General features: G+C 60.6%; 7 protein-coding genes. 2 read left to right on the top strand and 5 right to left on the bottom strand.

Going from position 1 to position 22,525, the window contains the following annotated elements; translation table 11 throughout:
- The first annotated feature begins 4 nt into the window (after positions 1-4).
- Positions 5-3,205, top strand: a complete 3,201-nt coding sequence (locus CXQ88_RS14305) for a helicase C-terminal domain-containing protein (RefSeq protein WP_258061881.1) — start codon at positions 5-7, stop codon at positions 3,203-3,205.
- Entirely contained in the window at positions 3,198-5,288 is a 2,091-nt protein-coding gene (drmB, locus tag CXQ88_RS14300; RefSeq protein WP_181037524.1) for a DUF1998 domain-containing protein, read from the top strand. Before CXQ88_RS14305 ends, drmB begins: the two co-directional genes overlap by 8 nt.
- 53 nt (positions 5,289-5,341) lie before the next feature.
- Here the strand turns inward: drmB and CXQ88_RS14295 are convergent, their stop codons facing one another.
- The 5 genes from CXQ88_RS14295 to CXQ88_RS14275 form a co-directional block, all read right to left on the bottom strand.
- Positions 5,342-5,953 carry a protein NO VEIN domain-containing protein gene (locus CXQ88_RS14295; RefSeq protein ID WP_104044817.1) on the bottom strand — a complete coding sequence of 204 codons (612 nt, stop codon included), beginning with the start codon at positions 5,951-5,953 and terminating at the stop codon, positions 5,342-5,344.
- A gap of 411 nt (positions 5,954-6,364) precedes the next feature.
- On the bottom strand, positions 6,365-8,623 hold the full coding sequence (locus CXQ88_RS14290) for a 3'-5' exonuclease (RefSeq protein ID WP_219816330.1): 2,259 nt from the start codon (positions 8,621-8,623) through the stop codon (positions 6,365-6,367).
- A gap of 1 nt (position 8,624) precedes the next feature.
- The gene (locus CXQ88_RS14285; RefSeq protein WP_104044816.1) at positions 8,625-15,005 is read right to left on the bottom strand and encodes a DEAD/DEAH box helicase; all 6,381 of its coding nucleotides are present in this window, start codon (positions 15,003-15,005) and stop codon (positions 8,625-8,627) included.
- The gene (locus tag CXQ88_RS14280) at positions 15,005-19,657 is read right to left on the bottom strand and encodes a DNA methyltransferase (protein WP_104044815.1); all 4,653 of its coding nucleotides are present in this window, start codon (positions 19,655-19,657) and stop codon (positions 15,005-15,007) included. The genes CXQ88_RS14285 and CXQ88_RS14280 overlap by 1 nt, the downstream gene beginning before the upstream one ends.
- A complete protein-coding gene (locus CXQ88_RS14275) occupies positions 19,657-22,518 on the bottom strand; it encodes a helicase-related protein (protein WP_258061880.1) in 2,862 nt (953 codons plus the stop codon). The genes CXQ88_RS14280 and CXQ88_RS14275 overlap by 1 nt, the downstream gene beginning before the upstream one ends.
- Positions 22,519-22,525: the final 7 nt, after the last annotated feature.

Here is a 22,525-nt window from a genome sequence, read left to right as displayed (position 1 = left end):
ATAAGTGTCGATATTGGATGCCAAATACGCCTTCCGTCGTGAAATGGTGGACCGCCTCGAGACCGACCTTTACGGACCGGGGGCCCCGGATGAGCTCATTACGGAACGTCCGCTCGAGCGCTATGTGACGGGCGTACTTTGGCCCGCAGCTGACGACACCTACGTCGAAGCCCCTGACGAGCCAGAATCGGTTGCTGCAGCTTCCGGAGAGACCTCCGTGGACAGCTCCGTGGCGAACGCCCGCCTGACCTATCCCAGCAGTGTAGGCCTTACCGTCTCCGTGGATACAAACCGTTCCACGTCCCTGGCTGTCACCCCAGCAGCAGCGCGCTATACGCCAATAGCTACTGTCAGGGAGAGTGGCAGCAAACGGCGTGACACTTATGATTGGCAGCGAACTGCCGCTGATTTGCCCGAGATCGAGGTAGATCTTGCTGCATCTGGTCCCCAGCGCCACCTCCTTGAGGGCGGCGCCCTGGAGCTGTATGCATTGGTGCGTGCCCCGGAAGATGCTGTAGTTACTGTCACCGTTGTTCTCCGGAATACGCAGCCCAAGCCGGACCCAACCTCTGACAAGGATGTGGCGTGTTGGTTCCAGGCTGGCGTTTCAGTCCACACGCCAGTCCCGGCGCTGGTAGACCGTTCCAAGCTCCGCACCAGCGTCCCGTCCGACCTCGACTTGGCGTCCTCGGAGCTTCTCTACCGCAACCACATGGTCTTTGGGGCAGGCCACGGGTGCGCAATTGAAGTACATGAGGCCGACGTCGACGGGCGGCTTTGTCAACGAGTGTCGTCAACGTTTGTCCCCCGGCAAGACGTCCACAGATCTATGGCTGGAGGCAGTGCCGCCAATCTGTCGCTGCCTTTCATGGCATCAGCATCTCGCGACGAAGTCGTTGCCGAACTCAACCGCCTCGCACAGGACTACTCGTCCTGGATCGCGGCATCCACTGCATCTGCAACACAGGACGGACCGGCGTACGTGCCGCCCCACCTGCGCGGGGTTGCGGACGAACACATGAAGCAAGCCGGGATAGCCCACAGTCGCATCAAGGCTGGTATCCGATTGCTCGCTGAGGATACAAAAGCCTTCGAGGCGTTTCAGCTGGCGAACAAAGCAATGCACATGCAGCGTTCCCGCCAGGACTGGGTACGAAAAGGAGCCAAGGGCGATTTCAAACTTGGCGAGCAGGGTTGGCGCCCGTTCCAGATCGCTTTCATCCTCATCAATCTGCCGTCGCTAACGGACGACCAACACGAGGAAAGGGACATAGCCGATCTCCTTTGGTTTCCCACCGGTGGTGGAAAAACCGAAGCGTATCTCGGGCTTATCGCCTACCTCCTACTTCTTCGACGGCTTCGGGACAACAACGTTCGCGGCGTTGCCGTGATTATGCGCTACACGCTGCGGCTTCTGACCATCCAGCAGTTCGAGCGCGCTGCTATGCTCATTTGCTCTCTGGAATCCGTGCGGCTGGACAACGAGAACCGTCTTGGAGGCGCATCGTTCAGCATCGGGCTCTGGGTCGGCGGAGGCGCCACACCGAACGACATTGCGACGGCAAGGACGAACCTGGGGAAGCTCAGGAACGATCAGGAAGTCATCGAGGGCAATCCAAAACAGATAGAAGCATGCCCTTGGTGTGGCACCCGACTCACCGTTGACGACTACCGGATTACCAAGGTACCGACAGATCGAATGACTGTGACGTGTTCCAATCGTTCATGCGACTTCACTGACGGGCTTCCCGTCCATATAGTCGACACGGATGTTTATAGGGAACGCCCGGAGCTCGTGATCGGCACCGTCGACAAGTTCGCCGGCATGTCCTGGCGTGGCGAAATTGCAACGCTTTTTGGACGCCTCTCCCCTAAGGATCTGGGCCCGGACCTAATCATCCAGGATGAGCTGCACCTTATTTCCGGACCCCTCGGTTCCACGGTTGGGTTGTTCGAAACGGCCGTCGACCTGGCCGCTAGTGGCATCGGACGGGAAGGGGGCTCGGAGACAAGGAAGCCAAAAATCGTTGCCTCCACGGCTACGATTCGAAGGGCTCAGGACCAGATCCGGTCCGTCTTCAACCGTCAATCCAGCCTGTTCCCTCCTCCGGGACTTGATCCTGACGACTCTTTCTTTGCCCAGAAGGCCCCCTCTGACCAATTCGGGACACGCCAATACGTTGGAGTGCTCGCGTCTGGCACCAGTCATGCAACGCTCATGGTCCGCACCTACGCCTCGTTGTTGCACTCGGCCAACCTTATCGAGGCGGCGACAGCTGAAGACCGCGACCCTTATTGGACGCTCATGGGCTACTTCAACAGTCTCCGTGTTCTAGGCTCGGCTTACCTTCAGGTATACGACGACGTCCGGGCCCGCCTTAATCTGCTGGCGAAACGCGACGGCAGGCTGGAGGGGCGTGGAATTCAATTGAGCGAGCTGACAAGCCGCGTGGAAAACCACAGAATCCCAGAGGCACTCAAGTCCTTGGAGAAGAGCCTGATAAGTAGCCAGGTACCTGAAGACGTCGTATTAGCCACGAACATGATCTCAGTTGGCCTGGACGTCGATCGTCTGGGTCTCATGGCAGTCATGGGACAGCCTCAGTCAAGCGCTGAGTACATTCAGGCCACGAGCCGCGTCGGGCGACAGCACCCGGGGTTGGTGGTAACCATCTTCAACGCAGCGCGCACACGGGACCGCTCACACTACGAATCCTTTAACGACTTCCATGGTGCCCTTTATCGAGCCGTTGAAGCAACCAGCGCTACGCCATTCGCTGCCCGGTCGCGGGACCGCGGACTTCACGCGACCCTGGTCTCAGCACTGAGGATGCTTGTCCCCGAGCTGCGTGGCACTGCAGGGCATGTCCGAGACAAATCCCCCGCAGTAGACGAAGTTATGACCTGGATAGCCAACCGTGTGGCGTCTGTTGACCCGGAGGAGTCAGTAGCCACAGGCGAGGAACTAGAGCGACTTCTCAATATATGGCGGAAAGCAGCCCTCGCGGACGCTGATTTGCCATATGAAGGCAAGCGCAATTCACCCCGTTCACTGCTCATCGATTCCAGCAAAGCCCTTGAAGATCCGGATTTCGTCTACAGCACAAGCACCGTTCCGTGGCCTACGCCCCGCAGCATGCGTGACGTTGACGCAGAAACCGCCCTCCGGCCGGCCCCTATGAGGAAGGATGCCACCCTTGGCTAAAAAGACCTATGCCGCCCGGCGCAGTCAGTTGATCTCCACGTTCGGAGTCGGCAGCCTGTTCCCTGCCGAAAACAACAGCTTCATGATCACCAGCATTGATCAGTGGGACCGGAAGCATCTGAAGCCAGTCAGTGAGCCACGTCTGGCCAGAAGCTTGAAAGTATCTGAGCTCCTGCTGCCCCCTGCAGGAGCCCGCGGGAAGATCCCGGTAGTTCGTTTCCCGCAGATGCTTGTTTGTCCGAATTGCAACCGCATCGGGAGGGTCCAGCAGTTACAGGCGTCCTACGAGGATCCCAAGTGCGGCCTATGTAAGTCGCTGGCACCACTGACTCCATCGCGATTCGTCGTCGCATGCGAGGACGGACATATCGATGACTTTCCCTATTCCTATTGGGTTCATGGCTTCACCCCGACTGAGGATGCCAACCACTTGCTCTCGCTTGCCTCGGAAGGCCGGACATCTTCCCTGGCCGACATGGTGGTCCGGTGCTCGTGCGGAAAATCCCGGACAATGGCCGACGCCTTCAATTCCATCGCCTTGAAAGAGATGAAATGCCAGGGAAACCGCCCGTGGCTCGGCTGGGGATACCGGGAGCGTGAATGCGGTAAGCCTCCAAAGACCGTGCAGCGTGGTGCTTCTAACGTCTGGTTTCCAGTAGTCAGATCTGCAATCTCGATTCCGCCGTACTCGGAGTTTCTTGCAAAGGTCGTGACGTCGAAGGCTTCTCAGCTCAGCCAGCCTCAGGCACTTGAACCGGCGTCCGCGTGGGTTTTGGAAGGGGTTGTTCAGGAGTTTGATGGGCGCTTCTCGATGGACGAGCTGCGGGCGGAAATCAGACGCCAGTTCCACGGCAGTGAAGAGACTGAGCTCTCCGAAGACCAGCTTCGTGAGCAAGAGTTCCTTGCGCTGATGAACGGCCGGAAGGACAGCCCGGACACGGACTTTGTCGCTGAGAAAGTAGCCGTGCCGACCGCACACCAGCATTGGATCAAGGCTGCACGAAAAATCACCCGGCTGAGGGAGGTGCGGGCGCTTTACGGTTTCAGCCGTCTGCAACCCAGAGGCGAGGACAAGCCCGACGCAAAGCTGTCACCGCTCTCCCCTGACGACAACCGACAGAACTGGCTGCCCGCAATCGAGACGCTCGGCGAGGGACTCTTCGTAGCCCTGGACAGGTCACAGGTTGAAGCCTGGGCAAAAACTGACTTCGCCGCAAGCCGGGAAAATACCTTGTGGATCAACTCCAAGCGTGCAGCGAAGCAACGGGGACAGGACCCCGCCCCTGTGAGCATTGTGGAGACCCTGGTCCACACACTGTCCCACATCATCATCGACCAGCTTTCTCTCGACGCCGGCTACCCGGCATCTTCGATCCGGGAACGTCTCTATGTGGGTCAGGATCAGGTCGGAGTGCTTCTTTACACGGCCTCATCGGACTCGGCCGGCAGCCTGGGCGGCATCGCAGCGCAAGCGAGCCCGAAGCGGCTTGGTCCTGCCCTGGATGAAGGCTTGTTCCGTACATCGTGGTGCTCGGCCGACCCTGTCTGCATCGAGTCGCGAGGTTCGGGAACGGATGCGCGAAACCTCGCAGCCTGCCATTGCTGCGTCCTCGTCCCGGAAACCAGCTGCGAGCTGTTCAATTCCAATCTGGACCGGGGCAGTCTGTTCGGCGTGCACGGGCAGATTGGGCTCGGTTTTCTTGAATGGGCAAAGTTGAATCCACTAGGGACTCTTGGTGCAGTGGCTTCAGGGAAATCGGCAGTCGCCGAAGAACTGGGCATTCCGGAGAGCATTCGACAGAGCGCCTGGCTGACCGTCTTTGCCGAATCCGGTCCCGATTTGAAGGAACTGATCCCCGAACTTGTAGAAGTCGAGGTAGAGCTCGGAGACTGGGGGGCCGACATCGGCCCAGACAACCAGTGGCAGGTAGATCTATTGTGGCCTTCCTCCCGAGTGGCAGTACTCGTTGACCGCGACGACGAACGGGACGACTGGCTTGCGGAGCAGGGGTGGACCACTTATCACACGAAGGACTTTGCGCCTTCTGATCTTGCGGACAAGCTGGCGGACAAGGTTTATTAGGGGCCTGACGGGTGGGGGTCGGGAGTCCGACCCCCACCCACCCCGCAGTAGTTCTAATCCAGGAAGTACTCATAACTCAAGGGCACGAGGTTTTCCGGTGACGGCTTCCAGTCCGGATAAACATTCATCAGCCCGTCGTCGGTGACGATGGTGCCATCTATGTGGCGCTCCCATTGAATCTCCGCAACCACAACTAAGTCCGTTTCGTCGAATTCATTGGCATTAGCCACCTCGTTCCGGGTGAGGATGACCTTCTGAACATGACCTTGCGAGCCCTTCACTTCGACGCGGCAAACCTCGTCCCCGCGCATTGCTTCTAGGTCGAATGGTCTGTAGGCGCCGACGTCCTCTACTGTGTAGCCGGCAGCTTCGTAGTGAGCGATTGCCTGACGCACGGCATGCATCTCGATGGCCTTCTTCAGGACGGGATCCGCGCAGAAGCCAGCGTAGCGCTGCCTCACTCCGTTTTGTCCGCTTACAGGCGGCGCAATAAGCGGCCGAACGAAGCCGCCCCAGTCACTATCCGGTAAAAGGTCGGGCACAAGTTGTACGACCTGCTGTGGCATTTTAAAGAGGTAGCCTTCGTTTGGCTTTAGGCCAGCTCTCGGGTGCCTGTTGAACGGAAAGTAGATGGTCCGCTTTGGTTTGGCGAATTCTTCAGTCAAAGTGGCCAGAACCCCTAGGATACTTTCCTCGTGGTTCTCCCTCAGATCGGTAAGCAGTAGTGGCTTTTTCAGTGCAGTGTAATTGGACAGAGGAATTGTATCCGCCGGCTGGCCCAGCCAGCTTCCGCTGTCGTTCTGCAGAGGACCGGCTACAACTGAGGCTCCGTAAACTCCTGGTTTCCACTTCTGGGGTTTTTGCGGCTGAGCCAATGGATTACGACATCCCCTACTCGGACGTCATTCATCCGGTCATGTCGGCCACCTCCGGGAGCAATGAGCTGACTTCCAAATCGCTCCTCGTAAACAACCTCCATCCAGTAACGCTGTTTGGCGTCTCCGTCCCACCATCGGGACTTCGTCGTTGTCGATCCTGCCGCCATTTCTCCCCCAATCACCGTTGGCGTATCGAAACTACTTTGTACCAAGCAGCTCTGACGGTTTGCCGCTCCATGACACGACCAGCCCGTCCCGCGCCCTAGTAGCAGCCACATAGAGGAGCGAACGCTCACGCAGAAGCGCATCCGCTTGTTCGGCCGGAGCCAGATTCTGCAGCTGGTATGCAGCGGGCATCGACTGATCCGACATACCGAACAGAACAACTCGGGTGAACTCCATGCCCTTTGATCGGTGCATGGTCATCACTGCTGGCACGCTGGAAACAACAGTAGATCCGGCAATACGCGCCTCTAGTCCCCGTTCGTTGAGTCCGCTGATTACCTTGCCGATCTGGAAGTTCGCGCGAACCAGGATGCCAACCGTTTCAAGCGGCACGCCTTCCTCCCGCCATGCCCGCAGTGTCTGGGCAAGGTTGTCCAGCTCCTCCACATAGGACGTTGCCGCGTGCTCCTGCGGCTTCGGTCCCACACGGGAAGAGGTATATCCGTGGACGGATTCATCGGTGCCCTCGATGTCCGTGACCGGAACACCCTTCAGCAGTCCGACGGCGTACGCCAGGTTCTGCTGTGTGGTGCGGTAGTTGAGGGTCAGCCGCCGAGACCTGCCGACAATTCCGATGCCAAAACGGGACAGCGGCACCTTCTGTCCGTAGATGCGTTGGTGCGAGTCCTCGGCAATAAACAGGTCATCAGGACCGTGCTGCACCAGTTCCCGGAGGAAGAGCCAGTGACCGGCGTGCAGGTCCTGGGCCTCATCGATGAGCACATGGTCCGCCATCCGCGTCATGCCATTCTCACTACGTTGCCGGAGCACCAACGCTGCGAGGTGTGCCATCTCAACAAAGGAGGCATGCATGTCGATCCGGTTGTAGTACCTGTACCCCTCGATTACCTTCCATACGGCCAGCCTCTTGGCGCGGTTGAGTGCGGTGCCGCGCCCCGCGCGGGGGACCTTGAGATACTCGTCTTTACCCGTAATGAAGTTTGGCAGGACCACGGTCTCGTATTCCTGCTGAAGGAACGTGGGGTTGGCAAGCTCAGGCTCGAGTTCGTGCTCCACGTCGCTAAGCGCGGATTCCCATTGTTGGCGCGCTCGATCAGCCTCCAGAATCTTGCCCGGAGCTGCAGCCTCAAGGCCAAACAGATCCTTCATCGACTGCCGCTGTTCCACTTCGGAAGCGGCACGGAAGACCTTGCTGATGAGCGAATCCACACCAGCAACATGAATACCGCGGTCACCAGGCTTGGATGCCCGCGGAAGACCTGCGTCGAGCTTTGCCAGTCCGCTCTCAAGCGACTCAGCAAGGGTGGTGGTGTACGTCGTCAGCACAATACGTGCGGCAGGCTCCGCATGCCCCAGGGCCCGTGCCCGGTGCAGCAGCACAACCGTTTTACCCGTGCCAGCGCCCCCGGAGAGCCTAAAGGAGCCGCTGTAGCGTCGTTCAGCATAGACGCGCTGTTCGGGGTGGAGGAAGGTACGCCAGGAGTCGAAATCGCCGCCTTCGATGACCTTCTTGAGCTCTTCGGATTTGTCCCCCACAAAGGTGAACTGCATCTTCGTTGCCGGATGTTCCAGTGCCCGCTTGATCTTGTCCTCTTCGGACTCTTCCGGGTCGTCGATGTAGCGGCTCAGGGCCAACTTGTCTTGAACATCCGAGACAGACGTACCCGCGGCGAGCTCCAGCAGCGCCGTGGCCTGCCACTCGGGGGCATCACCCAGTACATCCAGAAGCTCCTCATCAGATGAAGCAGCGAACGCTCTGTCCACAAGATCCGCAGCGAGACCGAGGCTGGCTACCAGCTCACCCTGATCCATCCCGCAGGCTGCGAGAGGGTTCGTCCAGAGCAGCGGAGATTCTGCCTCTATCTCCTTCTCGGGAGCCTCCGGCTCGACCACCTCGACCGGCTCGACGACCCTCTCCGTCGGCGGCCCCCCGGTAGCCGGAGTTGACGCCCGCACCACCTCGAGAACACCGTTGACCGAGTTCACCTGCAGCACGCTGGACCGGGCAATATCGATTGCCTGATCGTGAGGCCACGCACCGTAGTAGAAGTAGTGCGGGGTGTTCTCGAAAGCAACTTTGAACAGCACTGCGCGATAGTTCAAGTCGATACGGCCTGTGCGTACGCGGGGATCCGCGGGCGTATGCATCGGTTCGATGTGGAGGCCCGGGGCAGTGTCGTCTTTCTGCAACTTTTCAAAGAAGGAGTAGACCTTAGCCTTCATTGCGCCGTCGATCTTGTCCTTCTGCTTGATCCATGTCACGAGTGCCACGTCAAGCCCCCTTTGCCTTCAGCAGTTCGCGTATTTCATCAACGTCAATTCCCACGGTGGTCCATCCTGAGGCTTCCAGCCCTTCACGTTCGTCACCGTCGAATACAACGGCAAGGTGATGGTCCGGCCAGGCTATCGAAACTGGCACCCCGTCCACCTCGTATCCGAGCTCCGGCAAAACATCCAGACCAGAAGTGGCAAGCTGCAACAGCAGTGTTTTTTCGAACTCGGTTGCCTGATCCAGAAGTGGCTTCCACGCGGGTCCGACCTCGTCCGCCATCTCCTTGCGAGCGACTTCTGCAGCAACCGAGCCGCCGGCGCTCACGTCGGAAGCTACGGATCCGATGGTCAAACCGATGGGTTTGAACGCCAGGAGGTTTGAGAGCTGCAGCCAAAGGCGCCAAGAGGCTTCGTGCGAAGAAGAAGAAGAAGCGAGTGCGTCCTGTCGATCATCGAGGCAAAGGCCGACGGCGATTGTGGACAGGCTATTAGGCGAGCCCGCGGCAGCAAAGCCGACACTGCCGGATCTGCACGTCCAGGCGGTGACACTGCCGGTGGGCAGCGCGGGCTGTTCTCCGCGGGCCAAGGCCACAGCATGCCCGTATACAGCGTCCGCGTCCGAAAGCTGCGGCTTCTGCTGCATGAGCATCAGCGGCACCAGCTCAGAAAACTTCGCCCAGGCTTCAGGATCCGGCTTGTTGACCCACTGCCAGAGCATGCTTACGGCATCCCGGCCCAGTACACCCATGATGGACGCGTCCACAGGGAACTTGGCCATCAGCTGTGCGTTCAGCTTGGCGTTTGCCCAGGACGGCAACGCAACCGGCGCTGAAGAACCAGCTTCAAACGCGTCAACGTCCTCCCATGTCACGGCCCAGGGCACCACAGCCGAAGACAGCTCCGAGGTGTGCCGAAGCTTGTGGCGCTTCTCGGCGTCGTCCGCGATCCGGTTGTGCTCCGGCGACGCGTGGAATGCGAAACCGTCGGTGTAAATCGCCAGCACCGGAAAGTTCGGGTCCGGCGGCCCTTTCAACAGGAAGTCCGGCCGTGTGCCGGCAACATCCACCTGTGGCAGAAGCTGCCACTGGAAGTTCTGACCGGGGATGCGGAAGGTAATAGTGTCGGCGAGCGCACCGGGGGTGACCTTAGTGTGCGCGCCCACTGCTTTGAGGCGGTCCATCCAGGCTTTCCGAAACCGCTTTTCCAGCAGCGATTCGATGGAGCTTTCGGCGCTGGGCGCTTCTTCGGTTACGGCCCAGTCCGAGTACGACGGCGGGACGTCACCGTTGGCGGCCTTCTGCCCGGAACGCAGGAGGAGACCAAGCAGGCGCTCGGCACTTGCTCGTGCCACCTTGTCGACCTGCCATGGTTCGGCATGCGGCAGGAGGCAGTGATGGCAGGCAAGCCGTTCCTCGAACCGGCAACTGCAGTCTCGTACCGTCTCCCAGGCTGCGTACAGCAGCTCCCACACCCGCTTCGCATCCGCGAACTCGGCCAGGTATCCCGTACCGCCAGGCACCTTGTCGTGGAGCATGAGTGCGATCCGGCCACCGGCATGCGCGGGATCGTTGATCTTCAACACCCCGAGGTGGTCCGGTGCGCCGCCCAGGACTTTCTGGAGACCCATGAGCAGGGCGGCCTGAAGACTCGGCACCGAGAAATCGTCGCCGTATGTGACGTCCAGCGGAAGGTGCAACACCACGCCCTGGGTATTAAGCTCGCGCGCCAGGACTACTTCCTTGATACTCTCCTGGGTTTCCTTCCGAAACTTACACCAGAAACGGTGCTCGTTCGGCCGGTTCTCTTTGGCCGACTGGTCCAGCTGGCCACAGTAGGAACATAGCCGGAACATTGGTGTACGCACGTCGTCGCCGGCAATCGTCCGTACCCCGCCGTTTGAAGCGGTCCGCCCGGTGTTGATCCACCGAATGTCTACCCTGTTGAAGTACTCCGCTCCGAACTCATAACCTTCCACGAACCAGCGCTTTTGCAGGTGCTGCTGGTCGATGTCAGCCGCGGCAGCGATTGTGAATCGTTCACGGACGCGGTTATCGCGGCGGTCATTGATGGCGGCCTCGTCCCGTCGTACTTCGGCGGAGACTTTTTTCATGACCACGACGTCGAAGATCTGGCCCATGTCGGCGATTGCCGCCGTCGTACACCTGACGCAACTCATCACCGGTGCACTTGTGCCCACATCCGTCTTGACCCAGCCACACTGCGGGCACACCTGCCACTTCTGAATGTGGCTTTGCTGCGGGCCAAGGTCGACGGCATCGATCAGGATCTCCATGCCCTGGGCGTAAAACGTGGCCCCGGGGGCTAACTCGCTGAGCGCTACGGAGGCGCCACGGTTGTAGGTCACCGTGTCCGTGACGAACTCCTGCGTGTCTGCGTCCTTCCACGACAGCCCCACGTCCAGGCCCACGGAATCGTCCAGGAGCGTGTAGTTGGGCAAGACGCCATACGCTTCCAAAACGGAGATCCAGTAATCGCCGCGGAGCTGCTTGAGCTGGTCGCCGATCATACGAAGAGTCGCTTTAGCAGTGCGGAGGGCCTGAACTGCGTCTGAGGATTTGTCGTCTAACCGCTCTGCTTCTTTGGCCGCGGCCTCCAGCTCCGGGAGAGCCTTGTCGATTTCCTTGCGGCGGGCCTCCAGCTCGTCGATGTCGGCTTTCCACTCCCCTGCCGCCCGGATGAGGTGCCGGGCGAGACCACTGGGCTCGCCGTCGTCGTGCTCGGATGCCCATGCAATCAGCCGTTGGCGGCTTCCCTCGGAGACCCTTTCGCCGAACTGGCCCAGGAACTCAGCCAGGTAATCTTTGGCATTCGTCGTGGCGTCCTGGATCAGGTCCCCGATGAACGAGCTCGGTGCAACGCTTCCGAGGGCCTGGACCGCGTCCCGAGGATGAGGGCGGGCGGTGGTGCGGGCGAACCGGTCTGCCACGTGGGCCACATACTGGCGCCCCAGAATCTCTTCTGCGTCCAGATACGTAGCAGGCGGCCGGACCTCACCGTTGATTACAGACAACGGGTCATGCAGCTTGGGCAGATGCTCGCCGCGGCCCCGCACAAACGCGAGGACCAGCGAGTTGCCGGTGAGGCGGCCGGCACGGCCGACGCGCTGCAGGTAGGAGGCGACCGAAGTAGGCAGCGAGGCAAGCATGACGCAGGAGAGGTCGCCGATGTCGATGCCCATCTCCAGAGTGGGCGTGGCCACCAGGACATTGGGGGCCTGCGGATTATCGGATCCCGACTTGAACTGGGTCTCGTAGAGAATCCGGGTCTTGTCGTCCAGGAGGGAGGTGTGCTCACGAGCAACCACGCGTTTGCTTTCCCGCGAGGAGTAAAGGTCCCGGTAGAAGTTCCGGGAGTCGCCCGCCTGGCGTTCCAGTCTGCCGCTGCACCGGACCAGAGTGCACGGGGCGCCGTCGAGCTGGTCGATGACGGTCAGGCTCCCCGGAGTCACGGCCTTGCAGACCTTGCACGCAAGGACATGGCGGCCGGACTCGAGGTCGTCAACGGCGGGAATGGAGAGCATGACCTTTGCCGGTTCCAGCCAGTAGACGTCAGCTCCGGAGTTGGTGCTGGTCTTGCCGAGCACGCCATCGTCTGCCAACGCGGTGATCAGAGCCTTGGAGAGGTAACCGCTGTCCGACGGCGCAATACCGAGGCAGCGCGCTGTCCACCGGGAGTACCACGAGGTCGACGGGGTGACCGTGTCCAGGTTGTCGGTCGCGGCGTCCGCGCGACCGATCCGCGGGAACGCCGGCGCGGGTCGCCCGGACGGAAAAGCAGGCATGCCTTCACCCTTGGGCCGGCCTCCCCAGATCTGCCACCGTTTACCGTCAGTGGCGATGTAGCCCTTGAGCCATTCGTGGTTGATGCCGCCCTGAAGACGGACGCGCTCAACGCTTCCGCGGATCCACTGCAGTAACTGCTGCTCGGTAGGCGCGGTGTCCCCCACCATCGTCTGGTGCTGGGCAGAGTCGTAGGCCCGGCGGGCGATGGAAACCATGCGGGTAGCGCTGCCCGCATCCGTCTCGACGGCGAGAGAACCTGTGAGCTCCAGCGTCCGGCCTGTGCGGGATTGCAGGCCGAGCTCCAGGAGGGCGTCGAACTGCAGGCGGCGTCTGGCGAACCGGCGTCCGCGCGCTTGTTCGGCCGGTGTAGCTTTCGGATTCCAGAACTGCTTGAAACTCTGGCGGTCGGCGTATTCGGGGGCCACCAGTTGGTAACGCTCGGTAGGCGTCTTCGCGTTGGCGATGGCAGCGTCGACAACCTCTGAGAGTGTCGCCGTATCCTCGCCCAGGGCCCGGCGCAGCGCGGTGCGGAGCGTCATGGTGTGCGAGCGGGACTGGACGTACCCGGCCCGGTGGGCTGCGTCCTGCACGCTGTCGGTGAAGACGAGAGCCTTCTTCTCACCCTCGTCCAGGCCCTCAGCCCCGAAAAGGTTGGAGATGCTCACGGAGAGCATCGTGGCGATGGCACTGCCCATAAAGGCGATGCCTTCCTTGGCCAGGCAGGACGGGCAGACGTCCCGCTTGGACTGGTCGTCGGCGTCCTGGCCAGTGAGCATCAGCACAGGAATGACGCGGCCTTCGGCCAGGTCTGCGCTGTCAGCCGCGGGAGGAGTCTTGGAAAGTCCCCGGTTGACTGTATGCAGCCAGTGCAGTCCCTGGACCTGCTCAGCGCCGTCCTGACGGAACTCCATGATGTCTGCCTCGGCGGCGGCGGAAATGAGAGTTCTGAACCTCGGGTTGTTAGCCAGGCGCGCCTCCCGGATCTTGGAGTCGTCCAGCTCCAGATCCATACCCGTCGGTGCCAGGACGGCGCCCCAGCCGGACCGTCCGCAATGCCGGCAATAGACGGCCGGCAAGAACATGTCGTTCGACTGATCCACGCCGTCATCTGACCAGCGGAAGCGCGGAACCGTATCCACCGCGGCATCCACCCGGGACATTTCACGGATCCAAAGGTGCGTTTCGACGGTCAGAGCCTCACGGCCGTGGCGCGCGCGGATCTGGCTGAGCAGAGCGATGACGTGGGACAAAAATTCTTCGGCGTCCGACGCCTGGACGCCCTCCGGCAGGGCATGGGTCGGGAAGACCGTGTGTGAGAGTTTGGCGAGCTCGACGGCGGCTGTTGCATTCGCAAGCAGGGCTGCGGTGAGCGGGTGGGTACGCATCGCGTCTAGCAGGTCCTTGGGCCTCTGCTCAAAGAGCGAGTCGAGAATTGGTTCAAACACGGTGTCCGGCCCGGCACCTGCTTCCCGCAGTGCCGCTACAGCCGTATTCGTCTCGGCGATAGTTAGTGCGACCGCGTGCAGATCCTTCACCCGGGCAGTGCCGGAGCCGAGCGCTGACCAGGCTTCAGAGCTCAGCCTGGACTCGGTGACAACGGACTCAGGGGGAAATGCTTCACCGAAGACAGTCTCAGCGAACCGGAGCATCGCCTCGGGGTCACCCTTGCTGCCGAGGGTGGCGGATGTGGCGACGGGTGTGGCGCGGCCCAGCGGCCGAGCCCGGTCCTCCTCGGTCAGACCGTCAGGACGATTGGCGAGGTCTTCCGGCCAATAGCTCTTCAGCGACAGCCCCAGCCGGCGCAGCAGCATGGCGACGTCGGTACCTTGGGCGCCGTCGTAGGTGTGGAACTCGTCGAGGACGACGTACTGCAGGCTTGTTGCGGACTTCTGCCAGAGAGGTGCGTCCTCCTGGCGGAGCAGGAGCATGTCCAGCATTTTGTAGTTGGTCAGCAGGATGTCAGGCGGGTCTTCCCGGAAGACCTGACGGTCGTTGATGAGACCGTCCCTTGAGACTTTGGTGCGGCTGGTGTCCTGCTGTCCGGTGTAGATGCCGGCACTGATGCCGGAGAGTTCGGAATAGGTGGTGAGCATCTCGGCCAGCCGCTTGGCCTGGTCATTGGCGAGTGCATTCATCGGGTAGAGGATGAGCGTCTTCATGCCAGTGACGCCATCGCGTTTGGCGCGCAGCACATGATCCAGGATTGGGTAGAGGAAGGCCTCGGTCTTGCCCGAGCCGGTTCCCGTGGTGACGAGAGTAGGCTCTGGGCGTCGGTTGGCCCTGGCTCCATTGCTGGCAATGCCCTTGCTGCTTAGCCGCTGAAACACCTGCGCCTGGTGCCCATAGGGCTCAAACCCTTCGTACCAATCCAGGCATTCCCTCCAGCCCAGGACGGCCGATTCGAAGGGCATGCGCAGTCGGACGTATGAGCCCTTGAAAAGACCGTTGTGCGGATCAGCCAGAAAGTCCTTGATGGCAGACTGAGCGTTTCCGTCGGTGAGGGCGAAAGTCGTGGCCAAGTAGTCCGAGAGGCCGCGGCGGAGATCGCCAGCCTGGCTGGTCGGCAGCAGTTCCGACATCAGGACTTTTCCCCCAGCTCGCTTGAGAAGTGCGCATACGCCTTCCGCATGTCTTCTTCCCGGTCGAAGCTCTGGAACGGGAACTCGAAGACGTACCCAATGCCGCTCTGCGGGTGCGTCCAGGTTCTGTCCTCAAGCGTCAGGCTCTCGCCGAGCTTTCGATAGAGACGGTTCATGTCACCAGGCACCTTGCGGCCATTTGCATCGTATAGATCATTTAATTCGTAGGCTCGCAGCACCGGGAACTGGGTCCGGTAGATCGTGCACAGCTCTTCATCCGAAAGACCTGCCTCAAGGGCAACCAATGCGTCGAGTTCCACTTCAGCGTGCCGCCGTTTTGCGGCATTTCTAAGGGGAACGCCGGGGTGCCAACGCGATCCCATTGCTCCATCCCAGATGTCCGCGTACGCCTCTGTGAGGCAAACAAGCCTCGCAGCCCGCTCTACGAGTGCGCTGGCCAAGGCTGAATGTGGGTTGAACCTCGGAAGCTGTCCCAATAGCGAGAATTGAATTTCACTTGAACCTGATGACTTGATCATGAAATCCGCTGGGAGCGCTGAAAGAAAGCCTATTTGTCCCAACAACATTTGGGGGCTAGCGAACGGCCCCGCGGAGTAGACAGGATGTACGTGCGCCGAACCGGGAGGGATGAGACCGACATGCAGCGTCCGTTTACTCGCGATGGCAGCCATTCGACGCCATGCCAAGCGATAGTGATTGCGAACCGGCACTGAGACCCCTTCGGAGTTCAGCCACATGCCATAATCGCGAGAATATTTAGCCGGGTCACCATCAGGCTGGTAGGCCGTGCGTGGAACGAAGTCCTCCGGTATGGCTTCGAGATCGATTTCGTCCCAGTCGTTGTTGCTCCTGACCACCTGTCGGGGCTGCTTCGAGAAAGGGTTGGCAACAGTGAAGTGTGGACCTTGCAAAATCACATCCTCCCACGATTTGGGAACTCCACAACCGACCTCGAAATAACCGTTCTTGCGGTCGATAGATTCGTCCCAGCCTCGGGAGTACTGGAGTGCCAGATCCCTAAGGCGCGGTGCACTACTGAGTTTCGTCAGAACCCTCGAACTCGCCGTGTTGATTGGGTAAACCATTCGCGCGTAAATGGCAGCTGTTCCGGGTTCCTCCAAAATGTCAGCCCAAACAGCCAAGGCCGACGCATCAACTCGGACGATGCGCTCCAAATGTGGTCTTGTGTCCCAATGTCCATCAGCGGTCTTGAGGGCAGGAGCTTCGCCAGACCCGTCATGGAGTAGAGATCGCTCCGCCGTATCAGGCTGATAGAGAGAAGCCGCCATTATGAAGCGAGGGTCTTCCCGACGACTCGCATATACATGCACTCCAAACTCAAGCTGATCCGTGAGGTCTGCAAACAGCTTTTTCTTGTTGCGAAAATGCCAGTGCCTACGAAGTCGCCGGTATGTCTCGGCTCGGAGATGTGAAGCCTTCTTTTCAGTGAAATGTGATTCCGGGTGAATCAGCCCTATTGCCCCGACAGGTGAAGCAGAACGCCACGTACGAACCATGAATGCGCGATAGAGGTCGGGTTGGAGCCCGCTCAGGAGTACGTGTTGAACCGATGAACCGATGAACTCGGCGACCACCGGTGTTGGGACAGCCGCCTCGATGAAAAGCTCGTTCATACCTGGCAGCGCTAGCGTAACGACCCGTTTGGCCTTTATCTGACCCTGAGTGGGCTTGTCGGCCAGTTGCCACCAGGGATCGCCTTCAGCCAAGAGGGCCGCCTCGTCAGAGCGCGGACGGACCCAGGGCGGGTTCCCAACTTGTAGGTCAAAACCGCCGCGGCCGAATACAGACGCGAAGTCGAGTTCCCAGTGGAAGAAGCCTTGGTCCACAGCGACGCGCTTACAGACGTCCAGCCACGGATGCTCCATCCTTACCGTGTCGATGGGCTTTACATGCGCGGTGCTCAGGTCAAAGGACTCGATCGCTTCCAACTCGCCCCATGACGCCATAGAGAGAACTGAAGTCTGGCCTTCGATGAAGCCGTATTTCCGTGAAGGTTTTCCCACCGACGCTTCGATTCCGAGGATGCCTTCAAGTCCGGATATCCATTCTTCGAGCGATGGTGGTTGGACTCCGCTGGTCGCGCGCTCCGTCAAAGGCCAGAACCAGAGTGCGTTCCATGCATCCATCACCCGTCGCAGGCGCTGATAGGAGCCATTTTCGTTGTTGAGCGACTGCTCGATTTGCTCGCGGGTTACGGCACCGGTCCCATCACCATTGACCACTGAATACGCCTCATCGATCAGCACTTCGGGTTTACCGAAGTAGTCGATGTCCCGGCGAGCCTCAGTCTCGGCGACCTGCAGGCGCCGCAGCGTCAACTTCCACAGCGATTCCACTCGGGTGCCCAAGGCGACTAGGCGATCGAGCTGCGTTTTGCTCGGCTTTGCCTTAACTTTAGTTCGCCAGACCTTCAGGTCCTTCTGTGCTTCACCCGCCAGGTCTTTGACTTCTTTAGCGTCGGCCGCCGCCCCCCAGCCTTCGGCTGGCAACAGAAAATGGTGGATACGACTGACAATATTCGGGTCATCCGTGTCGTCCTCCATAGCGCCAACGAGCCCTGTGAGCGGTGCCTCGGCCGGCTCGGACTTCAGCCAGGTCTTGTCGTTTACTGACTGACGTGAATACGTGGCTCTTCGCGAACCGATGAGCGAGTTTCCGCGGCGCAATCGCAGCCCGAACCACGGGGCCTGAAGATCCTTGACCATCGTGTCCAGCCAGAGCGAAACTTCGGCGAGCTCCACCGCTGTCGAGTTCAGGTCAACACCGTGAACCTGATGCAGTGCGATCTGGGCCTTGACCTTCTGCCGCTCCTGCGGGATCTCGTCCGCAGGGATCTGATGATCGAGTTCCTTTTGCTTGCGGCTCAAGTACTCATCCGCGAGCTGGCGCACTGCCTCGATGGCAAACGCACCAGAGCCCAGAGCAGGCTCGCACACCGTGAGTTTGAGTATGTCGTCCGCTGCTGTGGTAGTTCCGTCCTGGTCCAACAACTCCTCGAGAGCCTGTGACACGACGAACTTCGTGAGTACTTCGGGGGTGTAGTAGGAGGCAGACTGTTGACGTTCGCGGCCAGCAAGACGGAACACGAAAGATCCGGTTTCGTGAAGGACAAGTTTCTTCTCACCCGTCAGCTCGTCCTCATAGCGGACGAAGTGTTTGGCATCGATGGACTCGGAGCGATCCACCGGGACCACCCAAGAACCCTTCTCGGGGTTGCCGTCCTTCGCTACTTCGTAAAGGGGCTCGGAAGCGATGAAGCCGGTGTAGGACATCAGGCCTTCATAGACCGCACCAAGCTGGTTGATGCCCAGCTCGGCGTAAGAGATAAAGCCGCGGTCTTTCCCTCGGGCTTCCTTGCTCAGCAGCAGGTGCTTCAGGACGCGCTGAAGCTCGGAGTTGCTCAGCTTGGCGTCGTTGATAAGGGATGTGGCCTGCTCTTGAAAAAGGTCCGCCTTCAGCGGCTGGAAGACGAGTCCTTCGTTGTCTCCGGAAGGGTCGTCACTGACCGACGATCCGTGCCGGGGCTTATGTCCGCCGTCGACAAGCCGGAACAGCCTCTCGAGCGATTCGTAGATGTGGGTGCCACACTGAGATTCCTGCGACTGGATGTTGACGAGTGTCAGTTCCCGGAGCCGGTCCAGGCCGTAGCCCTCGTTGTATTCGCCTGCTCCGATGGGCAGCACACCCATCTCAGGGGAAGCCTCTGCATACAACAGGAAAAGTATGCGGTAAAGGAACCTCAGGGACTGGCGCGCCAGGTCCTGACCGTCGACATCCTCCACCGGGAGCCCGCGAGCGGCTCGCCTCTTGAGCACGTCATTGGCGATGATTTCGATAGACCGACGGATGCCCTCCCGCAGGTCCTGTGAGACACCAACGGTGTGCTTGACGGAGGCCGCCAGAATGTCATCCCACCAGATGGACCCGTCCGGAGTTGGCATGAGCGAATCCCGGCCGAAAATGACCAGGAAGCGATCGGTTTCAAAATGCCTTCTAGTATCGTTTCGGTCGGCAACCAGCAGGGCGTCGGCGGCCAGATACCGACCTTCGGCCCAGCGTTCCTGCTCCGTCAGTATCAGCCAGCGACCAGCCATGATAACGACGTACTTCGGTGAGTTTTCAGACAGGAATATTTCAGATACGACCTTAGCTACGGTCAGGGAGGGCGCCTCTTTGCCGTCGACGAGCACGCGGCCGAGTGGCTCCACCGATGACAAGACATCTTCAGCAGCGTCGGCTGCGCCGGCCTCAAGAAACAGGACGTCGGCGGTGTCTGTCTTCCACACGCCGGGAATCAACGTCTCGGTGCCGCTGCGCTCAAAGGTGACTGCCGCCGTCGTACCTTTGAACCCGAGCGCGGTGCGCAGCAGGGCGTATGCCTCACGAGCGCCCGCAGGGTCCTCGGCGAGCCCGGCGAGCAGGATCTGGAGCTGGCCGCGGACTTCGGAGAAGCGGGACAGCGTGGTGGGGTGGCCTTCCTTGGCTTGCTCGTCCCAGGACTTCCGGAGTTTGATGACTTCCGCTTGGAAGGACTCTTTGGTGGAATCCGTGGTGAAGAAGTGTTCGCTGATCCAGTCTTCACCGACAACGATCGAATCAAAGGAGGGCATTACTGGTCAGCACCTTCCGGTACGGCTGTAGGGGTATTGCGGGGAACGACGATCAGAAGCGGGCGGACCAGGCGCTGCGCCGGTGCGAGCGACTCGGCGATGAGCTGCTCTTCGGTGACGCGCTCGCGCTGTTTCTTGACCTCGGCCCGCTGTGTGAGCTCGAAGGACAGCTGGGTCCAGCCAGTGGCGCGGTCCGTCCATGACTGCAGCCGCTGCTCGGCTGCCTTGGCCGCGGACTCGAACGTCATCTGCATTGTCTGCCTGGCGTTCTCCACTGCGCGTGGGAGGAGGGCCTGCAGACCGTCCAGACTGACGGGCCCGGGGTTTGTTGCCTTATTGTGGACGCCGATGGCTGCTAGGTGGTCCCCCAGGTCCTCCAAGGGCTGGTCCATGCAGAAGTTGGGTTTGTTGGGGTCGGGGAATTCGACGGCGATGAAGGCCTTGGACACGACCTGCCCACGGCGGTTCATAAGGGTGCCCATGAGGAGAACCTGCGGGGCGTCGACGTCACCGCGGACGGCGAGCACTTCGCTGCGGGACATCGACCCTAGTGCCCGGTCGCTGGCCCAGTCCAGGACGGGGTGGAGCGGGCCAAGGTAGTGGGCTTCGGGCCAGCTCATGTCATCAGACTCGCGGGCACGGTCGAGCTCTCGGGTGCCAGCTTCTACTGTTGTGGCCAGCTTGAGTCGCTCCGTGACTCTGCGCTCGGAAAGGTAGTCCTGTGGAAGGTAGCCCAGGCGATGCTGGAGGTCCACCGGTGGGTTCAGCTCTGCGAGGCCGTGGCCTGGGTGAATAGTCCAGCCGAGTTTCTTCTGGGGTTCGCCAAAGGCCTCGTTCAGCGCCTCGTCGAGGAAGTCCAAGTCCGTGGCGTAGAGGCCGGACGGCTTTTCGACTGGTACGTCCTCGGTGGGACCATCCTGGTTGAGGGCCTCAAAGTCGAGAAAGTCCCAAACGTCGCCTGATTCGGGGTTCGAGTCTGGCTTGCCGACGGTTTCTTCCAACTTGGCTTTGCCGAGGAGGACGTCCAGGATGGCGTCTTCCTCCTGCTTGACGCTGTACTTCCCCATGAGGGAGGCGACGTCGTTCAGCACGGCGTGCGCCTCGTGCTCGCGCTCCATCAGTCGGGTCAGAACCTTGATGTCGCCGGAGAAGCGGGTGTTGCTCGGGTTCAGCAAGAGGGTGGTGATCTGGGGCTTGTGGCGCTGACCGAAGCGATCGATACGGCCGTTGCGCTGCTCGATCCGGATGAGGCTCCACGGGATGTCGAAGTGGATCAGGTGGTGACATTCGGCGTGCAGGTTGACGCCTTCGGAGGCGACGTCTCCCGTGACCAGGACCCGGAGCGGACTGTTGCCGCGTTTGAATTGGTCCACGATGCTCTGCTGTTCGACGTCGCTGAGGCCGCCGTGGAGGAGACCGACGTGTTCGGGCTTGAGGCCGAGGGCCTTGGGCAGGGTCTCCTGGAGCCACTTGAGCGTGGCGACGCGTTCCGCGAAGACTACGGCCCTCGTTGGTGATCCCTTGCCGACGCCAATCTTTTTGAGGTAGCTGACCAGTTCGTTGTACTTGCCTGATTCGCCGGTGTTGGCCTTTGCTGCAAGCTGGCGGAGGCGACCCAACGCCTCAGTCTCTCTGGCCTCGGTGGAAGCATCGGCGTCGAGCTTTTTCAGACGCTCCGTAACCGTCTCCAGCAGCGCGGCGGGACTGGAAAGGAAGGCCTTTGCGAGGGTCCAGGAGAACAAGGAGCCGTTCTGTCCCGAGTACGGGGAGGAACGGCCCTCAGGGTAGAGCCAGGTATCGGAGAGCTCCTCGGCGATGGCGTTCTCGGCTGCAGAAGCGGCGACGAGGCGGTTGTCCGGTTCTTCTCGTTCCGCCCAGTCGGCGCCTACCTCCTGGGCGACCTCAGGGCTGTGGCGGTGCCTGCGAATGATGAGGTTCTCCACCTGCTTGGGATCAAAGGTCCCGTCCGGCCGAACGACCGTGGGGTCGAGGAGGCGAAGGAGCTCGGCGAAGGACTCGTTGCGGCCGTTATGCGGCGTGGCCGAGGCGAGGATCAGTGCCTCCGTGTTTGGGGCGAGGATGCGCGCGAGCTCGTTGTTGAGGGTGCCGGTATTGGTGAGGTTGTGGGACTCATCAATGACGACAGCGTCCCAGTTCAGCTTTCCGAGGTGGGCACGATAGCGGGCGCTCTTCAGCGTATCGATGGAGATGATGGCCCGTTTGTAGTAGGTGAACGGGTTGCGCGTGGCCGGGAGTTTCTGGCGGACCTTCTGGATACCGGCGGAGTCGAGGCGGACAAACGGGAGGGCGAAGCGGCACCACAGCTCATGCTGCATCTGCTCGAGAACGTGGCGGGGCGTGACAACCAGAATCCGCTCACCGCGCCCGCGCTTGACCAGTTCGCTAAGGATCATCCCGATCTCGAGAGTCTTACCGAGTCCTACGGCGTCCGCGATGAGGATCCGGGGCCGAATGTTCTTGTTGTCCAGGGCCTTCGCGACGGCAATCTGCTGATACCTCAGGTTTCTCGAGAGCATGCGCGTTGAGACCGTGAGGTGTTCCGCGGACTGCGGTGTGGGCGTCTTGCGCAGCGTGGTCTCCAGGAAGAGGCGCGCCTTGCGGTAGTTCGGAGTGTGGTCCGCGACGACCCTGGACTTGGCGGGGTCCACGACCTCGATGTCGTCAAGGGCGGAGTAGAAGGCCGCGCTGGTGTCCCTTACCAGCTCGCTGAGGCCTTGAACCCTGATGAGTGTCCCATCAACGGACTTCTCGAGGCTGGTGACCAGCCACTCCTCATCCCGGACGTGAACCACCGAACCGGGTGCGACGTTGAGTTCCCGGTTTTCGGCTGTAACTGTCAAGACCTGC

Origin of the sequence: Arthrobacter sp. ZGTC412, from assembly GCF_002929215.1 — a bacterium.
GTDB lineage: Bacteria > Actinomycetota > Actinomycetes > Actinomycetales > Micrococcaceae > Arthrobacter.
Note: the sequence above shows the minus strand (reverse complement) of the source record. Positions and strands in the feature narration are given on the sequence as shown.